Genomic DNA, 17,709 nt, shown 5'->3' with positions numbered 1-17,709 from the left:
ACATATACGTTCGTTTCGCTGTTGGTGTGTTTAAATCGAAGTATTTTTGCAGCCACATCTATGATTCTGACTGACGCCGAAATTCTCCGCGAGATCGAACGCGGCACCATTGTGATACAGCCCTACAACCGTGATAACCTCGGTTCGAACAGCTATGACGTCCATCTCGGTGCAGCACTCGCAACGTACAAAACGGCGGTCCTTGATGCTCGCGAGCATAACGAGATCGAACACTTTACCATCCCACCCGAGGGGTACGTGTTGCGGCCGGACACGCTCTATCTCGGAGTAACTGAAGAGTACACCGAGACGCACGCGCATGTCCCGTTTCTCGAAGGCAAGTCGAGCGTCGGCCGTCTTGGCATTGATATTCATGCGACTGCCGGAAAAGGCGACGTCGGGTTCTGCAATACCTGGACGCTTGAAATTTCGGTGAAACAGCCGGTACGTATCTATGCCGGCATGCCGATCGGCCAGTTGATCTATTTCGTCGTGCAGGGCGAGTGTATCAATCCATACGATTCGAAGTCGAGCGCCAAGTACAACGCTCGCACCGTCAAGCCTGTAGAATCGATGATGTTCAAGAACTTCGACAAAGAGAAGGGTACCTGGAAATAACTACAACCCGACCTCAGGGTAGTACCCCCAGTACTTCAAGACATGTGAACAATCAATACGCCCAATAGAAATTATCTACTTCGACCGAGAACCAGTACGGGTCGTTGCCGACCTTTAGCGGAATCGGCTCGAACCGCGTGAGTGTGAAGTCGTTGCCACTGCCCATGTGCCAGTAATCGCAGCATCCCTGATGCGCCTTGTTTGCCTCTGTAAGCGTGAGAATCCGCTCCATGACCTGTTTCATCCGCTCCCCACATGACAGTAGAATCCAATCAAGCCGGTAGACACCGTTTTTATGCCTCGTTGCCTCGTCACGACGAGAGAGACGGTGAGTTGGCTCAAAGACGATATCGAGAGGGTGACAAGAGTCCAGCGCAAAGCTCATGACCGCAGCATTCGTGTCGGCAGAAGACCTGCCGAGTATCCTGCATGCTATCCCATTATTACGCAATAGCTTATACAGAGAGTCCGGATCATTTACCTCGAACGTAAGCGCGGACATATGCGCCCCGTACCGAGCAACCGCCGCTCGTTGCCAGCCACCCGGATTCGCTGGGGATGCAGCAGCGAGTTCGATCTCGAACCCACTCTCTAAGTATATATTATCGCTAAAGATACCCGATGGTTCACGTTTACCGATCTGTACAGAAAATCCCTTTTTAGTGTATGAGCGAACAAGAGAGTCGAGGTTGCCGGTGAGGATTGTGATCTTCTTTGGCAGGATGCCGACGGATCCTGCTGGCTGGGCAAATAGAGCCTCAGTCATTAAACAACTGAAAAATAATAGGTTAGCCACCACCCGGCATAGTCGGAGCATTTTCACCGGACGAAAATACGGCACTTTTCGGACGCCGGACACTGTTGAAAACCGGAATTTGCAAGGACGCTCATTGCCTTGCGTCACAAAACAGAGAAGGAGACACAGAATAATGAGAATGGTACCGAAGGAAAAAGAGCTAACCCCCGGCTCTGAGGAACCGTCTATTAAGATTGCGACCCCCCTTTCGCGCCTTCAGGTTTCGTCGATTCAGGAAATGCTCCGCGACACCGGCTGGAAGCATTCCGATCATCTCCATTCGCACATGACGAACACGAGCATTCGCCCACTGTATAAAGTGACGCTCTTCCAGGCGAAAGTCGGCCTCAAGCGCAGCGAGGTCATCGACAAGCTCAAGAAAGAGATCAAAGTCGTCAAGATCGAGCCCGTCCGCTCGCGCTAAACGGCGACTCTATTTCAGGTTCTACGCTCGAAGAGGACTGGATCGGACTGTGAGTCCGACGCAGTGCTATACACCTCGTTTGCTGATTCAATCGCCCCGAATCGTGGCGGTCTAAATGGTTTTACGACTGCTTTGCCAATAACTCTCGGAGTTCGACCAGTTCTTTACGCAGGTCCGTGAGCGATTCGCGTTTGATGGCCAGCTCTTTCGGCGGCGGAGGCGGGATGATGGCAAGCTGGGCTTCGTCCACTTCTATACGCTTCGGCGGCGGGACTGTCGCCATGCGGCGCTCTTCTTCACGCTCTTCCTTGAGTACTTGTTTTGCTCCTTCGATCGTATAGCGCTCGTTGCGCAGCAGCTCTTTGATGCGGAAGATGAGCTTGATATCCTTCTCTGCGTAGATGCGGTTGCCGGCGCGATTCTTATGCGGACGCAACTCCTCGAACTCAGTTTCCCAATAGCGCAATACATACTGCTCGATCCCGGTCATCGCGCTCACCTCGGAGATCGAGTGATAGAGCTTCGGGATCGTGAAATCCTTGAGTCCGCGGCGTGTCCGTTCGGCCGCCATTACCGGTTCGGGTAGTTCGTCACCCGGCTTCGGGTCGCCAACATCGAAGAATTCACCTTGCACAGTCGTCTGAGGGGGTTTGGTTCAACGCATCTCTTCTACAGCTACAAATGACAGAAGCGGATGGAAGATTCCGCATTCCTCGGCGATACTCAGTGAGATACGACGCTTGGTATTCAGATCTACGCTCGACGATCTATAGCAACTCGATCGTCACGATCGCCTCGGCGATCTCGGCAGTGTGTGTCAGTGACGTGTGCACCCGAAAGTGCGAGCCGATCACATTCTTCGCCCGGTCGGTCATGTAGCCGGTCAGCTCGATCTGCGGGCGACCGGACATCTGGTTTCGCACCGAAACCTCTTTCCACCGAAACCCACGGCGCACTCCGGTCCCCAACGCTTTTGCAAATGCTTCCTTCGCTGCAAAGCGCGCCGCAAAATGCTCGTACTTCTTCGCGCGGCTCATACAGTAGGCAAACTCGACCTCGCTGTAGATGCGGTCGGTAAATTGTGCGCCATAGTGTTCGATCGCTTCTTGAATGCGACGCACTTCGATGGTATCGATGCCGATGCCGAAGATCATGAATCCAGTCTCTGCTGCGCGTTCATGGATTGTCTGTCATGTTGAACGAACCATTGCAAGGTGAAGAATCTCTTCGGGTGCAGTTCAACGGTGCATTTGTACCCGAAGGGATTCTTCGCTTCGCTCAGAATGACGTACTGTTTCATTCGATGATAATATCGTATTTGCCAAGGAGCCCCAACGCTCCGGCGAGTGAGAACTTCGCTTTCTTTATCTTGTTGCGCTCGGGGTCGAGCGTAATCTCGTTGCAGGTCGAGAGGTCTGCCTTCTGCAGGTTCGTACCGATAAACACGGCGCTTGCGATCTCGCATTCGTCGAACGTAGAACCGCTGAGGTCCGTATCCTCGAACAAAGTACGGATCATCGAGCACTTGCGAAAGATCGTCTGCTTGAGTGTCAGGCCGGAGAAGACTGCATAATCAAGAATGCAGCCGCTAAACGAGAACGATAGGAGCATCTCATTGCACGATCTGAAATCAACGCCGGTCAGCTTCGAGTCGATGAACGCCGTTTCGCGGAAGCTTGCATTCGCCACCACGGCGTTGCTCAGATTGCACGAGCGGAACGTGCATTCGCTGAACACCCGACCGCCGAGATGCTTGTCGGAAAAATCGATCCCACGAAATTCGCATCGCTCGTAATTGGCAAGCCCGAGTTTGCCATCCGGCAAATCATTCGCCTCAAATGTCTTCTCCTCTATGTATTCTGTTGCTCTCACACGACGATCTTCAAAAGTTCGGAAATATCGTTAAGCTCGAAATCCGCATCGTGCGTCGTCGTACCGAACGTGTCGCCGTAGCGTGCGAAGGCAGTCTTCATCCCGACCTTCTTGGCGCCGACGATATCGCGTTCGGGCCAATCACCGACCATGAGCGCCTCCTCCGGCTTCACCTCGAGTAACTCCAACACTTTTCGAAATGGTTTTTCCGACGGTTTGCGCTCGCCGGTATCGTCGAAGGTCACGGCCGTCGTAAAGATATGATGAAAGCCGATAAAGCACAGACGCAGCCATGCTTCGCGGCTGGGCGCATCGCTCAAGACGGCAAGCTTCGTCCCACGCCGAATGAGCTCCATGAGCGTCGCCGTCACATGCGGATAAGGTTTAAGCGCTGCCTCACGCGCACGGCGGTAGGCTACGATGCCCGAAGCAAGAATGCGATGATCGACTTTATTGAGCAAGCTGAACAGCAGGTCGTCGAAAATATTCTGGTACTCGATACCGCGCTCTTTGTAGATGGCATCGATGCGGGAAGCGACCTCTTCGCGCTGCAAATCCAGACCGGCATCGAGCATGGCGTCGATGGCCGCATCGATGGCGCGTCGCTTCATCGTCATGAAGTCAACGAGCGTGTTGTCGAGATCGAATACGATTGCTTTGATCATGAAGTTAGGTATGTCTCACAAAGATACGAGGCGTCCGTGCTTTCGCACTCTCTAGATGGTCCGCTTGATGATAAATCCGTTCTCCACACGCTCCATCCCGATCTTTGGGTAATACTCCATTGCATCGGGAGCCGACAACAGCAGAAGCATCGCACGATCGCCGATCTCGCGCTTCGTCAATCGGACGAGCTCCGTGCCAATGCCCTGATGCTGCAACGCTTTGGAGACAGCCAGATCGGATAGATAACAACAGTAGGAAAAGTCGGTGAGCGACCGCGCAAGCCCAACCAGCTTGCCGTCGAGGCGTGCACTCACGGTGAGGTTGGCGTGCCGCAGCATCTCGGCGATCCTTCCCCGATCGTATGTCGGACGCCGCAGACCGGAATCATCGTACAACTCAATGACCTCGTCGACGGTCGGATGATCGTTCAAACTGTAATGGATCGTTGACTGCATAGAGGGAAGAACACTTCTGCACTCGGATTTCTTCCGGCAAAGACCGGTATGCAGCTACCGGTTAGCCAACTTCACATCAAGCCACAGCTTGAGCGGTTCCATCGACTCTTGATTTTGTTGGCTGAACCCGCCGCGACCTCAAGCGCCTCGCATGCCTCCACCCATCCCGCCAATACCACCACCCATTCCACCGCCCATCCCGCCACCACGAGGCATTTCGCCCCCGTCGTTCTCCGGTCGTCGCTGTCGCATTTGCTCTCGCATATCTGTCGTCTCGATCCCGACGCCGATCTCTTTTCCTACGGCGGTACCGATCGCAAGCGGCGCAGAAGCGGATGGGTGCAAGGGCACGACAAGTTCATAGACAAGCGTCCCCAACGAATCGCTCAGTCCTACTTTGATACCGTTCGTGTTAAACGATGAGACAACCGGCAGCCTCTTACGATCGAGAGGATTCGGACCGATCACCTCGACCTCTCTCAGAGTTTCACGAAAACGCTCACGGATGCTTTGTATTTCGGCGCCGTCATCCTCCATCGCGCTAATATCGGGACGCCTGCCACGTGTTATGCCTATATCTTCGACACCCAGCGGAAAACGAATCCCGAAGATTTTTTTTGTACCACCGGTCGAATCGAACCAGATGGTGGTGCCGGTTCGTACAAGTTTGAGCATTGTCGGACGATCAATCGTTTTCAACACGATATAGAGATTGTCCCCATCATTCGCTATCCCCACTCCGATCTTCTCTTTCTCGTGATACTCAAGCCGGCCGTCCCAATCGTCATCTTGTCCGTTGATCGTCAGTGGCTGGGTGGTGTACCAACTTGCCTGATTGGGTGAGCCACAACCAGAGAGGATTGCACCGACAAATGCGAGCAGCGAAAGGCAACGAAATATCGAGTTGGTCTTCATAGCAGTAGAGTTGTTACGGGTCGTAACTTTTGGGGGAAATTGCGGTGTCAGAGAACATTGATATCCCACGATCTTTCGCTGAATAATTTGTAATGAACAGATGAACGTCATCATCCGACAGGTTGACACATAGGACTCAATCTCTCTGAAGCAGTGGGCTTTGTCGATGAAGGGTACCCGCAGAAAGTCTCTCTACCAGGACGCCGAGTACCTCAGCGATATCATGATGGCGATGCTGCTATAACTCGATCGCCAAACCATCGTAGGCAAGCCGAATGTTCGGCGGCAACCGTGACTCGGTTTCGGCGTGCAGCACATCGTGGTTCATGTGCGTGAGGTAGGTCATCTTCGGCCTGAGCTCTTTTGCGTACGCAATCGATTCGTCGATAGCCAGATGCGTCGGGTGGGGCGTGTGACGCAATCCATCGAGCACCATCACATCCAGGCTCTTCAGCTTCTCTTTTGAATCCACTGGGATACGCTTGCAATCGGTCAGATATGCAAAGCCCCCGATGCGAAAACCGAGAATATCCATCATGCCGTGATCGATGCGGACGGGTTCGATGAGCAGATCGCCAACGGCGAATGGCGTTTGTTCGATCACCGTAAACGGCACCTGCGGCACCCCGCCGCCGCCTGTATTCTTTACAAGGTCGAACGCATAGGGAAAGGTCTGGCGAATACCATCGTAGGTATCCTGATTGGCATAGCACATCGGCACGCCAAGGCGCAGAAATTGGAATGCACGAAGATCGTCGAAACCGGCGATGTGATCGAAGTGGCGGTGTGTATAGAGGATCGCATCGAGTTTGCGGATGCCGCGGTTGAGCATCTGTTGGCGGAAGTCCGGTGTCGTGTCGATGAGGATCGTGGTCTCCGGGGTTTCGATCAGTGCGCTCACGCGCAATCGTTTGTCGCGCGGATCGCTCGACGTACAGATACGGCACTGACACCCGATCATCGGGACGCCAGTAGACGTTCCGGTGCCGAGCAGGGTTATACGCATGGATCAGAGGTACCGCTTATGCGGCGCGCTTTTCGGCAAACGATTTGCTGACCTCGTCTTCGATCGCTTCGCGAAGCGCAGGCGCAACATATACGCTGTCAAGCCCGAACTCGTGTAAACCGAGGGCCAGGGTTCGGATCTTGCGCGGGACGCTCGTGCGACGATTGATCACGAGCATTCGCTGCTCGCGAAGCAGGCAGTACCCACCTTCGAAATTTCCGGTTTCGCTGCGGACTTTCAGCCCCATCTCGGAGGCCAGTGCTTTCAATTCATCCAGTAATTCTTCGCCGGTCATCGGTGGGCAGGGTTAGGCAAGCTTTCCTTCGGTGTCAATCGAGACCAATCCTTTCGAGAGCAGGTCGAGTTGCTCCTGAATATGAGCGACTACATCCTCGATCGGGAGTGTCTTCGGCGAAAAGCGCGAACGCGCAACACGCACAGCCTCTTCGAGCGTCGGCAGTTCGCCGCGCAGGTAGAGCCACACGTGATAGCCCAAGCGGTTACGGTCGTTCGGTTCGACGGTCGGGACCGCCTTCACCGAAGCATACGCCTTCTCGGCAAGTTCGTTATCTTCCGGTTTCGAAATGTGAAGCGACATGATCTCCAGAATTTCTACAAATATACCAGCCTATTTCGTCACGACGAGCTGGGCTTCGCCGACGACGGTATTATTTAACACGACCTTGGCGAAATATGTCCCACTCGAAAGTGGTGCAAACGGCAGTCCGAACACGTAGGAAACGTCATTGCCACGACGAGAGACCGATTCGGGCCGCGAAAGAGGCCCGCCGACCACCTTGTGGCCGTTCGAGTCGAAGAGCAACAACTCGGCCGATTCACCGGTCAATTCGTTCAGACGCTGAAGCTGGTACGTCGTTTCGTCGAACAAGTCAGTATGAACAAATGGCAATGCACTCACGACGAGCTTCGGCGTCGTGCTCTTCGAAGGGTTCGGCATGAACTGAACCGAATAACGGATATCCATCGACACCGGCTGCGTCGGCGGAACATCGAGTGTCGTCACGCTCGTAATCTTTTTGATGACCGCACCGTCGGGATCTACGACGATCGTGTCCGGCGCGAAGGCGCAGAACACGTTCACGGTCGTAAATGCGACCGAATCCATCCAAACGACCGTACGGTCAGTGAGCCCACCCTTCGTTCGCGCTTCGACGACGAACGGCACACGAAAGTATTGGTACTTCGCCGGATCTTGTACTTGCTGCAAATTGAGCGTGTAGGACGCACCGGCACGGCTATAGCTCACTTTGATCTGTGGATACCACGTCCCGAAGACCCACTGCTTGAAAAACCAATGCAAATCCTGCCCGGTGAATTGTTCGAGATCGTGTTGCAGGTCGTAGCTCGTTGCATTACCATAGCGATGAGCATTGCCGTATGCACGCAATGCGGGGAAGAAGATCGAATCGCCAAGCATGTAGCGGAGCATCCCGAGTACCGCCGCTCCTTTTTGGTATATCACCTCGTACGGGTAGTTGTCTCGTGGTGTGGTGTGAAATGGTGCACCGTACATTGCGATCGACGCGCCTCGGGAAGTCAAAGCACCCGTGATGTTCGCCTTCTGCTTCTGCCAGTAGCGCGCCGTACTGACATCATGTTCGAGCACGAGCGATTCGCAAAAGGTCGCGAACCCTTCGTTAAGCCATGGGTCGTTGAAATCTTTGCACGTCACCCAATCGCCCCACCACATGTGCGCCAGTTCGTGCTGTGGCGTTGTCGAGTTAGTATCGATCGCCTGATTGATGAGCGTGATCATCGTCTGATGCTCCATCGAACCGATCGGCGCGACGACATAGCCGACCTTCTCGAACGGATACGGACCGAAGAGCGAGTCGTAGAGTGCGATCGTCCGGACGATGCGACGGTCGAACAGAGTGCGAAGCCTAAGGGAATCAGAAGAATAGCAATACCCGATGATCGGGAGAGACGACGGTCCCTTGTCAACAACCAACGAAAACGGTCCGACGGCAAACGTTAGTAAGTAGCTCGCGATGGGATGCGTCACTCGACATACCGAGATTCGGGTACGCGCAATCGCATCCAGGTGGGACTCGATGACACCGTTCGAAGCCACAACATCGGAATCGGGAACCGTGAACCGAAGCGTAACGGTGTCCGCCTTGTCGTCAGGCTCATCGTAGCATGGAAGCCAGAATCGTGTTGTCGATACGAACGGTGCGCTGAAGCCAACGCCCATTGCGAACATCATCTTGCCGTCATTTGTGACGCCACCCCATGGATTCGTGCCGCCTTCGTTTCCGGGATTACCGTGATAATAGGTTGTTAGTTCGAATGCACTGTGTAGTGCAATCGGTGTGAAGCCCGTTACGAAGTAAGAACCATCCGTTGAATCCCTCTGCGTGAGGCCGGCCTTTAGCGAACCGACGAAGATGCTATCGATCGTCAGCCCCTTCAAATGCTGGAGGATGGCGCTGAGACTATCGGTCGTTGCCACGGCCTTCATCGTTACGTGACCTGCCAGAAAGTTACGCGCACGCTCAATCGTAAGTGTTGCGTCATACTGCGTCACATCGTAGCCTTTGTCCTGTGCACGGACCGGGACAGTCGCGAGGATCACAACGAGCACAATTATCTTTTGCAACAACTTCATACCCATCTCCGTAGGAACTGACAAAATGTCAGAAGTTGAACCCAATTCCTCCAAAAAGAAGTTCTACGGTGGCTGTGAGTATGCACTCCTTGTCAGAGCTGCCGCGTGGGATCGTCGCTTCGAGCGATGAAATGCGCGAGCTTGTCGGTGTCGTCCGGGCTGTTGCCCCGACGCAGATCACCGTGCTCCTGACCGGCGAATCCGGCACCGGGAAAGAGGTCTTTGCCCGCCTGATCCATGACTGGAGCCAGCGCTCCGATGGTGCGTTCGTCACCGTCAACTGCGGCGCCATCCCCGAAGGACTGATCGAAAGCGAGCTTTTCGGCCACGAGAAAGGCGCCTTCACCGGAGCCTCGGCCGAACGCAAGGGTTTCTTCGAGGCCGCCCGAGGTGGGACGATCTTCCTCGACGAGATCGGCGAAATGCCGCTCGCCGCACAGGTGAAACTCCTGCGCGTGCTCGAGACGGGCAAGTTTACCCGCGTCGGTTCGAGCAACGAGCGCACGACCGATGCACGAGTGGTTGCCGCTACGAATCGCGATCTTGAACTCGAAGTACGGGCCGGACGCTTCCGCGCAGATCTCTACTACCGCCTGCGAGCCGTGATGCTTCGCCTGCCACCGCTTCGCAACCGTCGCGAAGATATCCCGATGCTCGCCGACCGCATGCTCGCGGACATGACGACAAGACATTCGCTGCCACACAAACCACACATCACGAGCGACGCCATCGAGCGCCTGACGAACGCCGAATGGCGCGGCAACATCCGCGAGTTGCGCAACACACTCGAACAACTCGCCGTCATGGCCTTCGCACCCGGTGCGACGAAGGAGCGCGGCGCGATCACGGGCGACGATGTCGATGCCGTAATCGCCATCCAAGAGCAATACGAGTGGAATATCGAAGGTGCACCCATCGGTTCGCAGTTACCGCTCGTCGCATCCGCACGAGAAACGCAGCCCGCAAGTGAACTGGCGCTTGTGTATCGCGCACTGCTTGAGCTTCGTGCGGATCTTGCGGATATTAAGTCACACCTCTTCGGTGCGACGGTCGCATCGCCGCAATCCGTGATCGCGCTGCCTGCGTCGACAAGTTCTGCAGACGACCTGAACATCGAGACGCACGAACGGCGGCTCATTACCGATGCACTCGCTCGCTTCGGCGGCGACCGCGCGAAAGCCGCTGCGGCGCTTGGCATCAGCGAACGAACACTCTATCGGAAGATCAAAGAGATGGGAGACGGACAATGAAAGCACTCTTTGTCATCATCGCGTTGGCCTTCGCCGGGTGCTACAGTTTCACCGGAAGCAGCATCCCTGCGCATCTGCATACCATCGGCATTCCGCTCGTGCAGGACAACTCCGGCTACGGTCAATCGCAGATCCGTCAGGACCTCACGAACCAGCTCGTCACGAAGTTCACGCGCGACGGTTCGCTGCAAGTGCGCGACCGCGCTGTCGCCGATGCGCTGCTCGAAGTGACCGTTACCACGATCACCGACCAGGCTGTTGCTGTTCGCGCCGGCGACCAGCTCACGAACAAGCGCGTAACGATCTCGGTCGATGCCATTTATCAAGATCAAAAGAAACAGAAGACCATCTGGCAGCGCGGCTTCTCGCAATCGGCCGACTACCCCATCTCCGGCGGACTCGACGCGCTCAACAATGCGATTAAGCAAGCCGAGGATAAGCTCTCGGATGACCTGTTGCTCGGGGTGATCTCGAACTGGTAAGTTAGCGGACCTCGCCGACAGTGTCGCGCATACCTTCTTTCATCCTCGTATTCACGCGCGCCCAATCGGTGCCGAAGAGGATCTGATACCCGAAGTACACACCGAAGGCAAGCATCGCATACGCTGAGATGCGGTTGATCAGTTGGATCGTCTTGGGTTTGAACCCCTGCCGACGCTTTGAGAAGAACCGCACGAGCGTCGTGAACCACCCCGCCGTGCCGAGCGCCGCACCGCTGGCGAAGACCACATTGTAGTCGAACCCTTCGCCGAGAATCCCCCGCTCGCGCCAGAAACCGGAGATGAATATCCATTCCGGCACACCCGCCACGTTCGATGCATAGAGCACGATACCGATAAGCAACGAACCGATAAGGCTCGATTCCTTCACATGTAGCTGCTGCAACCGATGCTCGGCGACTTCTTCTTTATGGTGTATCTGAGCATCGCTCACCAGCGGCTTCGTGTCGTTCTTCGTGCGAAGCGTGCGAATGCCGAGCCAGACGAGCAGCACGAAACCGACGAGCTGAAAGCAAAGATTGATGATGGGTGAATGCGAAAGGAATTGGTGGATCTGCGCGGCACCGGCACAATAGATGAGGTCCATGATCGCCGCACCAATGCCGACGAACAAGCCGTAACGGAAGCCATACTGCAGCGTCTTGGAGATGGCCGTCGCATTGACCGGGCCGATCGGCATTGAGATAGCCCACCCAGTGACGAACCCGACGATGAGCGCAAGGATCATTTCTTCTTGTTCGAAACGGTATCGACCGTGCGCTTCAATTGTTCGAGATGCTGCATGTCGTGATTGGCCATGACGTCGAGAATGCGGCGCACATCCATCTTGCCATAGCGCGGATGCTCGGCTTCGATGTCGAGTTCTTCATCCTCCATCGACTCGACGACATCGAGCGTTCGTTCGCGCAGTTCGCCCCACTGCTGCAGCGCATCGTGCATGTGCTTTGTATTATACTGCCCGTCGTGTGCGGTGCGGTCTGGGTCCATGGGCTCGAAGATTACGTCCTTCTTCTTACGCATCTCTTCGAAGCGTTCGTGCCAAAGCTTCTCGACGTCACGCAAGTGATGGATAATCTCGTTTGCGCTGAATGCAACTGCATCGGGCTTGACAGTCCGGAGGTTCTCGGGGATCGACTGCGCAAATTCCTGCACCGCGTTGTGCGTACGTTTCAGCAGGGAGAGTTTTTCGGGATGTAGCATGATGTATCGACTTGTGTATGACGGGTGATACCTAGTCTGCGAGTGCCTCGGCAGTGTCATTGCGAGGACTGCGCCGCTCTACGCTTGACTACACAACAATCTTCCCGCGCAGTCCGTGGCAATCTAAAAAGCTTCAGGAGCGCGGAAGTTCTTAGATTGCTTCGCGCGTCCCAAAATATTTGTGGTTGACGAGAGTTCGCTCTGGCGGCGGCTCGCAATGACACCTGTTCGGCCACCAACATTTCTATTCCTCTTCCTCCGCCACCCGCAACTTCTCTAACACTCCGAAGTCCTCAAGCGTTGTGGTGTCCCCTTTCACGCTGCCTGTGGCGGCGAGCTCGCGGAGGAGTCGGCGCATGATCTTGCCCGAGCGCGTCTTCGGCAACGCGTCGGTGAAGTGGATATCATCGGGCTTCGCGAAGGAGCCGATCTCGTGCGAGACATGCCTTTGCAGCTCTTCCTTCATCTCATCGGTACCAACGATACCGCCCTTGAGCGTCACGAACGCAACAAGCGCCGAGCCTTTGATCTCGTCCGGACGACCAACGACCGCCGCTTCCGCAACGGTCTTGAAGCCGACGAGAGCACTCTCGACTTCCATCGTCCCGATGCGATGACCTGCGACGTTGATCACATCATCGACGCGACCCATGATCCAAAAGTATCCGTCTTTATCTTGTCGAGCGCCGTCGCCCGTGAAGTAGATACCTGGGTACTCCGAGAAGTACTGCTTCTGAAAACGCTCGGGATCTTTATAGATGCCGCGCAGCATCCACGGCCACGGACGTTTGACGATGAGATACCCGCCCTCGTTCTTTCCGACGGGCTTGCCTTCTTTACTCACAACCTGCGGCTCGATGCCGAAGAACGGCCGCGTTGCGCTGCCGGGCTTGGTGGCGATGGCTCCCGGGATCGGCGAGATCATGATCGCGCCCGTCTCCGTCTGCCACCACGTATCGACGATCGGGCACTTGCCGCCGCCGATGACCTTGTGATACCACATCCACGCCTCCGGATTGATCGGCTCGCCGACCGTCCCGAGCAAACGCAGCGACGACAGGTCGTGCCGTTTCGGATGCTCGTCACCTGCGCGTATGAATGCGCGGATCGCCGTCGGCGCCGTATAGAATATCGAGACCTTCCGGCGCTCGATGATATCCCAGAAACGATCGAACGCCGGGAAGTTCGGCGCGCCTTCGTACATCACGATCGTCGCGCCGTTCGAGAGCGGACCGTAAATGACGTAACTGTGTCCCGTCACCCAACCCACGTCGGCGGTGCACCAGAAGATATCGTCGTCCTTCACGTCGAAGATGTACTTCGTCGTCATGTATGCGCCGAGCATATAGCCGCCTGTCGAATGCACGATGCCCTTCGGTTTACCCGTGGTGCCGCTGGTATATAAGATATAGAGCGGATGCTCGCTGTCAAATCCTTTCGCTTCGTGCTCGCCGCTTGCATCCTTCATCAGGTCGCTCCACCAATGGTCGCGGCCCGGGGTCATGTTCACGTCCGTACCCGTGCGCTTCAAGACGATGACATGCTCGACACACGGACACCCGGTCGCGCCTTTCGAGTCGCTTGCGTGCAGCGCCTCGTCCACTTTGTTCTTGAGCTCGATGACCGCACCGCGACGAAAGGTGCCGTCGGCGGTGATGATCGCTTTCGCTTCGGCGTCGTTGACGCGGTCGCGGATCGCCTCCGACGAAAAGCCGCCGAAGATCACCGAATGCGTCGCGCCGATGCGCGCACACGCCTGCACGGCAATGACAAGCTCGGGCGTCATGCCCATATAGATCGCGACACGGTCGCCCGACTTAATACCGAGTGAGAGCAGCATGTTCGCCGCTTTGCAGACCTCGCGATGTAGTTGCTGATACGTCAGCGTGCGCTCGTCGCCATACTCACCTTCGAAGATGATGGCAGCTTTGTTGCGCTTCCACGAGTCGAGATGACGATCGAGACAATTATAGCTTGCGTTGATCTTCCCGCCGACGAACCACTTCGCGAACGGGGCTTTCCACTCGAGCGTCTTGCGCCACGGCTTATGCCAATGCAACTCCTCGGCCTGCTTCGCGAAAAACGCTTCGGGGTCTTTGACCGACGCTTTATACATCCGCTCGTACGCCGCGAGCGAGCCGATGCGCGCCTCGTCGCTAAATGCCTTCGACGGCTTAAACGTCCGCTTCTCGCTCAGTTGCGATTCGATGTGGGTTTGTTTGGTGGTGTCGCTCATAATTTGCTGTATCCTGCTTATGGGACAAAAATACCGCGACGAAATGTGGCTGCGTTGGAAACAGGTCGGTTGGGGATGATCATCATAACTACGAAGTGCAATTGACATACCCCTGGCACAACCCTACCCTACCCTACCCAAGGTCACATCTTCGGCACCCTCATATCGTTCGCGGCGTTCGGGTGTCTACTCAGTACGATAGTGTATCGCATCATGCGTATCTCGGTCAGCTCGCTGTGCATCCTCTTGGTAGCCCTCGCCTTGTCGGGCCGCTCCGCTATGGCCCAGGGTGCGCTCGACCCTAACTGTTACTATCCGACGATCGGCAACGGGATCGATACCATCTACGACGAGCATACGGATTCCTCGTTCTTTGGATACAATCTTATCGACCTTGGGCCGAATCCTCAGACAGGTGACCAACGTGTGATCTGCGGAGGCGTACCGGGAAGTCGGTTGACAAATACCGTTCTTAGCTCTGGCCCACTTGTCGATCTCCACCACTTGCAAGTTACAAAACGATGGAACATTAGTCTTACTAACTTGCCCACCTACTTTGGCCACTTTCACTCACCTAAATTGCTGGATGCTTTGGTGGTACAATCGTATCAGTTGAGAATTTACTGGGCCGACGAAGATGGGAATTATGACTCCAGCCGCTATACCTATCTCCGGTCTTCGGTAAATGGGAATGAAGGAACAACCGAGACGGGGGGAGGATTTTTTTTCGGGTTTGTCTTAGGTCGACCCTACATTGCAAAATTGGTGAGTGATTCGCTGGACGATATTCTTCTCTTCGGACTCACTAAATGGCAGCCTCTTCAGATGCAGCGAGATAGCGGAAGGAATGTTATCGAACTCTTTCGTGGTGATGGGTTGTATTCCGCGGCGAGTCAGTCACCATATTTGATCAATGATTCCTCATACGATTGTGGGATTGCATTGCGAATCGACCCGATCGACAGTTCTTCCTATTCGGATCGTCGTGACGTGGTTGTGACGGGTGACTTCCGCAATTCTGGCCGGCAAAGCCTGATCGCAGGTGATATGTATGGTAATTGGTTATTCTACCCCAATACCGCACCGTTCTCGCTGGCGGCATTTGCCAAGAGTGTGTACTACGATACCCTGATGACTCGGTGGGAGAATCCGCAGATGAGTACTTCGCGCTTTGATGCTCAGTATGCGATGCGAGTTCTACCGAAAGAAGACTGGGATCATTCTGTCGATCTAATCCTTCGCAGCGGAGCTCCGGATGATCGCAAGGATGCGTATGAGTTCTATAAAGGCGGGCCTGAGTTCGGAACGAAGCGATTGTTTTTTGACAGCGCCTTCTTTCGATTATATCCTCCATACCACTATGGCGGATTTAGTTCTTCCATGACGTTTGGCGGCATAGGATTCTGTGGGGATATGACCGGCACGAGAAATCCGGTAGTGAAATTTGTGGCATTTACTCAGACGGTGGTTGGCGAATACGAACTGTATTATGTTCTTGGTAAAGCACTCGACGACAAGATCGATATCATACACCAACGCGGCGACGGGTACGCAGATGCGGATGTGGTTCCTGTAGATGCAGATGGCGACCGTTTTGGGGATGTGATATATAGTTATCAAACACTGGCTGGTGATTCGTTGTGGCCAAGTTGGACAGGACTCGCACTATTGCACGGCTCGTCGAAGATCCCAGTGCATCTGAATCCGTTGTACGGAGTAGCACAGGGGCAGGGATCCGACGAGGAGTCGCTGCTGATTAGCCCAAACCCGGCGATGGCGGGCAGCGTCGTGCTCACGATGCACCAATCTCGCGGCGGAGCGAGCGAGATTGAGGTGGTCAACACGCTCGGCGAGGTTGTCTGGCAGGAACAGCAGAATATTCCGAATGGCGATGCGATGATCCGGCTCGATCTGGGCGGGCTTGCGAATGGGGTGTATTACCTACGAGTCCGTAGCGGCGAGCGTGCCTGTGGCGGGAGTCTGGTGATCGAGCGGTAAGCCTCGATTTCCTCTGTGAACCTCTGTGCATACCTCTGTGTACCTCTGTGGTTAGACAGATTCTTTAACCACAGAGGTACACAGAGGGCACACAGAGTCGCACAGAGGGGCCCGACAGCAGAGACCATCCCCACGCAGTGACCGGATGAAGGAGGAGACGCGCATGCGCGCGTCTCTACGTTCGGATAATGCCAATGATTGATTGAGTGGTGTGCGAAAGAACCACCCCACCCCCTCCTTGTAAAGGAGGGGCTCTCTTATTTGTGTAAAAGTGCGCGACTAAGTCCTTTATTTTGCGCGATTCAAAGTGTAAAAGGCTTAAGTCATTGTGATTGATTATGAATAAATATCAAGAGTTGCGCCCAGTAATTTACTGAGTTTAATGAAATTACAATATCATTCAACCTATAACTTAATAACAGTTAATAGCTTGCCAAACGGCATGGTTGTCTATGTGCTTAGAAATAGTTTTAATTGAGAAAGACCTACATGGTCAAGAAGAAAATCTCTCGAAGTAGGTCCTCAACCTACCGCTCAATGAATTGCCTCGATTTTTCACTCGGAATACGAAAAAGTGGTAGATGGTTGAGTATTCGAGGATTGTGATTGAACCTAAGTTGATTGAGTTCGCTGTCAAATACCCCTACTGTAATGGCAGTGTTAGCCACAAATTGAATCGGAATATCTGTGCTGCTTTTGGGGTGAGGACTCTGACCGAATTCGTTGTCTTGACTATCTCAGTTTAAGTGCATTGAGACATTGGTTCCAATCGCTTCAAGACGACCTCGGCATTCACCATATAATATGGGAATACCTTGAGTCAGTTAAGAGAAGAACACCTAGTCTCATTGCAAAAGCTCAAGGGCGAATGACTACAAACAAAACTTGAAGTATCACGGTTGCAGCACGAAAAATACACATCAAGTAGCCGGAGTTTGTGATGTGAAAGATGAGGAAGCACATGACTTTGGCTGTTGTCTACACACGTCATTGTGGTCATCAAGTGTATGCATAGATGTCCCTTTAGAATGGCAGTAACTTTCATGCATTCGAATCGTTCTCTGTAGAATAACTTGTGGAGATAAAAAAGTGACCACCTGTTCTATAAGAAAATGCAACTTTTTTCAAGAACAGGTGTCTC

Annotated in this window: 19 protein-coding genes; 5 read left to right on the top strand and 14 right to left on the bottom strand. The window is 54.4% G+C overall.

The genetic code is table 11. From position 1 onward, the window contains the following. The first annotated feature begins 60 nt into the window (after positions 1-60). Positions 61-618 carry a dCTP deaminase gene (locus JSS75_14445; protein MBS1904902.1) on the top strand — a complete coding sequence of 186 codons (558 nt, stop codon included), beginning with the start codon at positions 61-63 and terminating at the stop codon, positions 616-618. A 52-nt stretch (positions 619-670) separates the two neighbouring features. Here the strand turns inward: JSS75_14445 and JSS75_14440 are convergent, their stop codons facing one another. Then, positions 671-1,384 (bottom strand): VOC family protein, encoded by a 714-nt coding sequence (locus tag JSS75_14440; GenBank protein MBS1904901.1) that lies wholly within the window; start codon positions 1,382-1,384, stop codon positions 671-673. A gap of 169 nt (positions 1,385-1,553) precedes the next feature. Here JSS75_14440 and JSS75_14435 point away from each other — a divergent pair, with 169 nt between their 5' ends. Continuing rightward, positions 1,554-1,838: a hypothetical protein gene (locus tag JSS75_14435; GenBank protein MBS1904900.1), complete on the top strand. Its 285-nt coding sequence runs from the start codon at positions 1,554-1,556 to the stop codon at positions 1,836-1,838. Between the two features lie 121 nt (positions 1,839-1,959). On the opposite strand, the gene JSS75_14430 is transcribed toward JSS75_14435, so the two are convergent. The 10 genes from JSS75_14430 to JSS75_14385 all read right to left on the bottom strand — a co-directional run bounded on the left by JSS75_14430 (position 1,960) and on the right by JSS75_14385 (position 9,384). Then, positions 1,960-2,409 carry a MerR family transcriptional regulator gene (locus JSS75_14430; protein MBS1904899.1) on the bottom strand — a complete coding sequence of 150 codons (450 nt, stop codon included), beginning with the start codon at positions 2,407-2,409 and terminating at the stop codon, positions 1,960-1,962. Positions 2,410-2,605: 196 nt separating this feature from the next. Beyond that, complete coding sequence (gene acpS / locus JSS75_14425; GenBank protein MBS1904898.1) at positions 2,606-2,992, bottom strand: holo-ACP synthase; 387 nt, start codon at positions 2,990-2,992, stop codon at positions 2,606-2,608. Positions 2,993-3,134: 142 nt separating this feature from the next. Then, complete coding sequence (locus JSS75_14420) at positions 3,135-3,710, bottom strand: pentapeptide repeat-containing protein (protein MBS1904897.1); 576 nt, start codon at positions 3,708-3,710, stop codon at positions 3,135-3,137. Then, complete coding sequence (locus JSS75_14415; GenBank protein ID MBS1904896.1) at positions 3,707-4,375, bottom strand: HAD-IA family hydrolase; 669 nt, start codon at positions 4,373-4,375, stop codon at positions 3,707-3,709. The genes JSS75_14420 and JSS75_14415 overlap by 4 nt, the downstream gene beginning before the upstream one ends. A gap of 51 nt (positions 4,376-4,426) precedes the next feature. Beyond that, positions 4,427-4,831, bottom strand: coding sequence for a GNAT family N-acetyltransferase (locus JSS75_14410; GenBank protein ID MBS1904895.1), 405 nt, complete (start codon positions 4,829-4,831; stop codon positions 4,427-4,429). Positions 4,832-4,969: 138 nt separating this feature from the next. Then, the gene (locus JSS75_14405) at positions 4,970-5,746 is read right to left on the bottom strand and encodes a hypothetical protein (protein ID MBS1904894.1); all 777 of its coding nucleotides are present in this window, start codon (positions 5,744-5,746) and stop codon (positions 4,970-4,972) included. A gap of 238 nt (positions 5,747-5,984) precedes the next feature. Beyond that, a complete protein-coding gene (locus JSS75_14400; protein ID MBS1904893.1) occupies positions 5,985-6,752 on the bottom strand; it encodes an MBL fold metallo-hydrolase in 768 nt (255 codons plus the stop codon). Between the two features lie 16 nt (positions 6,753-6,768). Further along, positions 6,769-7,047, bottom strand: a complete 279-nt coding sequence (locus JSS75_14395; GenBank protein ID MBS1904892.1) for a hypothetical protein — start codon at positions 7,045-7,047, stop codon at positions 6,769-6,771. A 12-nt stretch (positions 7,048-7,059) separates the two neighbouring features. Continuing rightward, positions 7,060-7,350: a hypothetical protein gene (locus JSS75_14390; GenBank protein ID MBS1904891.1), complete on the bottom strand. Its 291-nt coding sequence runs from the start codon at positions 7,348-7,350 to the stop codon at positions 7,060-7,062. A 30-nt stretch (positions 7,351-7,380) separates the two neighbouring features. Then, positions 7,381-9,384 carry a M1 family metallopeptidase gene (locus JSS75_14385; protein ID MBS1904890.1) on the bottom strand — a complete coding sequence of 668 codons (2,004 nt, stop codon included), beginning with the start codon at positions 9,382-9,384 and terminating at the stop codon, positions 7,381-7,383. A gap of 80 nt (positions 9,385-9,464) precedes the next feature. Between JSS75_14385 and JSS75_14380 the strand changes: the two genes are divergently transcribed. Together JSS75_14380 and JSS75_14375 are read left to right on the top strand one after the other, a co-directional pair. Continuing rightward, on the top strand, positions 9,465-10,634 hold the full coding sequence (locus JSS75_14380) for a sigma-54-dependent Fis family transcriptional regulator (GenBank protein ID MBS1904889.1): 1,170 nt from the start codon (positions 9,465-9,467) through the stop codon (positions 10,632-10,634). Beyond that, positions 10,631-11,116: an LptE family protein gene (locus JSS75_14375; GenBank protein MBS1904888.1), complete on the top strand. Its 486-nt coding sequence runs from the start codon at positions 10,631-10,633 to the stop codon at positions 11,114-11,116. Before JSS75_14380 ends, JSS75_14375 begins: the two co-directional genes overlap by 4 nt. Before the next feature lies 1 nt (position 11,117). Here the strand turns inward: JSS75_14375 and JSS75_14370 are convergent, their stop codons facing one another. From JSS75_14370 to acs, 3 genes are all read right to left on the bottom strand, one after another. Beyond that, positions 11,118-11,861 (bottom strand): LysE family transporter, encoded by a 744-nt coding sequence (locus JSS75_14370; GenBank protein ID MBS1904887.1) that lies wholly within the window; start codon positions 11,859-11,861, stop codon positions 11,118-11,120. Then, positions 11,858-12,334 carry a DinB family protein gene (locus JSS75_14365; GenBank protein ID MBS1904886.1) on the bottom strand — a complete coding sequence of 159 codons (477 nt, stop codon included), beginning with the start codon at positions 12,332-12,334 and terminating at the stop codon, positions 11,858-11,860. The genes JSS75_14370 and JSS75_14365 overlap by 4 nt, the downstream gene beginning before the upstream one ends. Positions 12,335-12,578: 244 nt before the next feature. Beyond that, on the bottom strand, positions 12,579-14,570 hold the full coding sequence (gene acs, locus JSS75_14360) for an acetate--CoA ligase (GenBank protein MBS1904885.1): 1,992 nt from the start codon (positions 14,568-14,570) through the stop codon (positions 12,579-12,581). Positions 14,571-14,783: 213 nt separating this feature from the next. Between acs and JSS75_14355 the strand changes: the two genes are divergently transcribed. Further along, the gene (locus tag JSS75_14355; GenBank protein ID MBS1904884.1) at positions 14,784-16,568 is read left to right on the top strand and encodes a T9SS type A sorting domain-containing protein; all 1,785 of its coding nucleotides are present in this window, start codon (positions 14,784-14,786) and stop codon (positions 16,566-16,568) included. The last annotated feature ends 1,141 nt before the right edge of the window (positions 16,569-17,709 follow it).

The sequence above is a fragment of the Bacteroidota bacterium genome (genome assembly GCA_018266755.1).
Lineage (GTDB): Bacteria > Bacteroidota > Ignavibacteria > Palsa-1295 > Palsa-1295 > JAFDZW01.
This window is presented reverse-complemented; position numbering and strand designations above follow the sequence as displayed.

Coding starts and splice junctions, on each gene's coding strand:
- JSS75_14445 (MBS1904902.1), top strand. CDS start 61: ATGATTCTGACTGACGCCGAAATTCTCCGCGAGATCGAACGCGGCACC.
- JSS75_14440 (MBS1904901.1), bottom strand. CDS start 1,384: ATGACTGAGGCTCTATTTGCCCAGCCAGCAGGATCCGTCGGCATCCTG.
- JSS75_14435 (MBS1904900.1), top strand. CDS start 1,554: ATGGTACCGAAGGAAAAAGAGCTAACCCCCGGCTCTGAGGAACCGTCT.
- JSS75_14430 (MBS1904899.1), bottom strand. CDS start 2,409: ATGGCGGCCGAACGGACACGCCGCGGACTCAAGGATTTCACGATCCCG.
- acpS (MBS1904898.1), bottom strand. CDS start 2,992: ATGATCTTCGGCATCGGCATCGATACCATCGAAGTGCGTCGCATTCAA.
- JSS75_14415 (MBS1904896.1), bottom strand. CDS start 4,375: ATGATCAAAGCAATCGTATTCGATCTCGACAACACGCTCGTTGACTTC.
- JSS75_14410 (MBS1904895.1), bottom strand. CDS start 4,831: ATGCAGTCAACGATCCATTACAGTTTGAACGATCATCCGACCGTCGAC.
- JSS75_14405 (MBS1904894.1), bottom strand. CDS start 5,746: ATGAAGACCAACTCGATATTTCGTTGCCTTTCGCTGCTCGCATTTGTC.
- JSS75_14400 (MBS1904893.1), bottom strand. CDS start 6,752: ATGCGTATAACCCTGCTCGGCACCGGAACGTCTACTGGCGTCCCGATG.
- JSS75_14395 (MBS1904892.1), bottom strand. CDS start 7,047: ATGACCGGCGAAGAATTACTGGATGAATTGAAAGCACTGGCCTCCGAG.
- JSS75_14390 (MBS1904891.1), bottom strand. CDS start 7,350: ATGTCGCTTCACATTTCGAAACCGGAAGATAACGAACTTGCCGAGAAG.
- JSS75_14385 (MBS1904890.1), bottom strand. CDS start 9,384: ATGAAGTTGTTGCAAAAGATAATTGTGCTCGTTGTGATCCTCGCGACT.
- JSS75_14380 (MBS1904889.1), top strand. CDS start 9,465: ATGCACTCCTTGTCAGAGCTGCCGCGTGGGATCGTCGCTTCGAGCGAT.
- JSS75_14375 (MBS1904888.1), top strand. CDS start 10,631: ATGAAAGCACTCTTTGTCATCATCGCGTTGGCCTTCGCCGGGTGCTAC.
- JSS75_14370 (MBS1904887.1), bottom strand. CDS start 11,861: ATGATCCTTGCGCTCATCGTCGGGTTCGTCACTGGGTGGGCTATCTCA.
- JSS75_14365 (MBS1904886.1), bottom strand. CDS start 12,334: ATGCTACATCCCGAAAAACTCTCCCTGCTGAAACGTACGCACAACGCG.
- acs (MBS1904885.1), bottom strand. CDS start 14,570: ATGAGCGACACCACCAAACAAACCCACATCGAATCGCAACTGAGCGAG.
- JSS75_14355 (MBS1904884.1), top strand. CDS start 14,784: ATGCGTATCTCGGTCAGCTCGCTGTGCATCCTCTTGGTAGCCCTCGCC.